We start from the raw sequence: 2,757 nt of genomic DNA, 5'->3' as shown, positions 1-2,757 counted from the left end.
TATTCCTAGGTCTGAGTTTGCCCTTCGGCAGCTCGAGCGGTACGATTGGATGTTCAGTCATAATATCGTGTTCCTCCATATTCAATTGTTAAGAACAGTATATGACTATTGACCGGGGGTTGATAGATACCTCGCTATTGGGTGCTTACTTTCGCTTAACTTTTAGCTCGGCCAAATCTTTGGCCATTTGCTCATTTTTTGCCTTTAATTGAGCGATCTCCTCGTCCTGTCGAATCATATCTTGTGATTTCATATTATGTCCCCCATGCATATTATGTCCCCCATGCATCCCACGCATCATAAAAATCATCATCAGTGGGCATACAAGGATCAGTAGGTAAGGCGCTAAGCTTGCAATAATTTGTAGCATTTAGTTCACACTTTCTTTTTCATCAAAGTCAGATATTCTATTTTTTATCATACCTCAATCCCATCGCGTTGATTGAGACAATCACGGTTGAGATTGACATCAGAACTGCTGCAATGAGAGGGTCAATATAAATCCCTGTAAATGGATAAAGAATACCCGCTGCAACAGGAATAGCAATAATGTTATAGCCTGCTCCAAACCAGAGGTTTTGTTTCATTTTTCTAAGCATGCGTTTGGAGATATTAATCATATCCAAAACGTCACTTGGATTGGAGTTAACTAGGACGACATCAGCGGTACTGATAGCAACCGAAGTTCCTGCTCCAATCGCAAAACCAATCGTAGCAGTTGCAAGAGCTGGGGAATCATTGACACCATCACCAATGAAAAGCACGCCGGCTTTCTTTTGGTACTCTTTCACAATTTCTGCTTTATCTTGAGGTTTTAATTCCGCTCTAAATTCGGGAATATTTAGTGCACTAGCAACTTTTTGAGCAGTTTCTTTATTATCACCCGTGAGCATAACAGGGGTAATTCCTTGGGCTAATAAACCATTAATAAAGGCTTTTGCGTCTGCTTTAGGAGAATCTCCTAAGGCAATAAATCCTAAAACATCTTGTTGTTCATTTATTAGGAAAGATACAGTTAAACCTAAATCTAAATATTGAGCAATCTTTTGTTCATCATAAGAAAGTTGATTTTCACGAAGATATTTATAGTTAACAATTTGATAAAAGTTTTGATTAACTTTCCCTTTAATTCCAACTCCTGGAATGTTTTCAACCGCTTCAACTTTTAGATTTCTAAGAGGTTTAGCAGCTGCAACGATTGATTGAGCAATCGGGTGAGTGGAACTTCCTTCAAGTGCTGCCATGATTTGGAGAATGTCTGTTTCACCAGTAAAATCAATAACATCACGAACAATAAACTTACCGTCAGTTAATGTTCCCGTTTTATCCATTAAGGCATATTTAATTGTATTTATTTGTTCTAGAGAAGTTCTGTTTTGAATTAATAAACCATTTTTAGCAGAAATACTGGTTAGGCGAGAAACAACAAGTGGAACCGCAAGACCTAAAGCGTGTGGACATGCAATTACAAAAACAGAAACCGCAAGAAGTAGAGCAAAACTAAAGTTAGAACTAATTGTCCAAAAAATCAATGAGAAGATACCGACAATAAGTGCGGCATAGAAAAGGTAACCAGCCACTCTATCTGCCATATTTTCCAAATTAGATTTTTGAGCTTGGGCTTTCTTGACTAATTCGGCCACTTGATTAAGAAATGAATCTTTTCCAAGGGTTGTGACTTTCATCTCAAATGGTTGGTTTAGATTGAGGGAACCGCCATAAACAAGGTCATTTGGTTTTTTCTTGACTGCTTGGCTTTCACCAGTAATCATTGACTCATCAACGAGCGCTTCACTTAATATAATGCCATCTGCAGGAATTTTTTCATTTTCTTTCACTAAAAGTAAATCGCCAACTTTTAGTTCTGAAAGCTCCACATCCTTCCCGCTTTTTAAGTGAGCTTTTTTGGGAACAAGGCTTGCTAAATCTTTCAATGCATCGCCAGCACCCATGATTGCTTTCATCTCAATCAGGTGACCAATCAACATAATGACAATTAAAGTTGACAGTTCAAGCCAGAAGTCCATGACCATACGTCCGTTAAGACTCATGATTGTGGCGTAAACAGAATAAGCATAGGCAGTGGTAATTCCCATTGTAATCAGCATCATCATGGCTGGCTTACGGCTTTTTAATTCACCTTTTGCTCCGCTAAAAAAAGGAGTCCCAGAGTAAAAGAAGATAATTGTACCAAGGATAAGTTGCAAAATTTCACTTCCGGGGAATTTAAGGATAGTAAAGCCAGCGATTGGTGAAATGAGTAGAAGGGGAATCATTATAATGATAGCCACTTTGAGCTTTTTACTCATATCACCCATATGCATCATGTGTCCTCCATGATCCATCATATCCATATTGTCCATATCATGCATATTATCCATGTTGTGCATGTTGTGCATGTTGTGCATCTCATGATTTTCGTGCCTCATATCCACCATTTCATGATTGTGATGATGCTCAGACATCATTTCTTCGTGATTAGGCGAATGAGTTTTATTTGACACATTTTCCTCCTAAATGAATGCTTTGAAATTTCTAACTATGTGTAGTTTACACTTGTAAACTATCAAAGTCAAGGAAAAAAATGGAACTGTATAATTTTATGTGTAAGGATGAACAGTTCCTTAAACTAAATTCCAATTGGGTATAAAAAAGGGACTCCCTTTCCGTATAATTGATCTGAACACTATCAATACGAAAGGAAATCCCCTATGACTGATTTTAACAAAGAATGCCTCAATGCGCTATTGAACAAAG

At 37.7% G+C, this 2,757-nt stretch carries 2 protein-coding genes; both read right to left on the bottom strand.

Translation table 11 applies throughout. The features are described from left to right. Positions 1-145: 145 nt before the first annotated feature. Positions 146-370, bottom strand: coding sequence for a DUF2933 domain-containing protein (locus QP860_RS10385; RefSeq protein WP_035175080.1), 225 nt, complete (start codon positions 368-370; stop codon positions 146-148). A 37-nt stretch (positions 371-407) separates the two neighbouring features. After that, a complete protein-coding gene (locus tag QP860_RS10380) occupies positions 408-2,504 on the bottom strand; it encodes a heavy metal translocating P-type ATPase (protein WP_284912776.1) in 2,097 nt (698 codons plus the stop codon). Positions 2,505-2,757 lie beyond the last annotated feature (253 nt).

Source organism: Aerococcus sp. UMB1112A (assembly GCF_030230715.1).
Classification (GTDB): Bacteria; Bacillota; Bacilli; order Lactobacillales; family Aerococcaceae; genus Aerococcus.
The sequence above is the reverse complement of the archived record's forward strand: the minus strand, read 5'-3'. Positions and strand labels throughout refer to the sequence as shown.

Bases quoted from the DNA above. Each gene is read 5' to 3' on its own strand.
- QP860_RS10385 (WP_035175080.1), bottom strand. From the start codon at position 370: ATGCTACAAATTATTGCAAGCTTAGCGCCTTACCTACTGATCCTTGTA.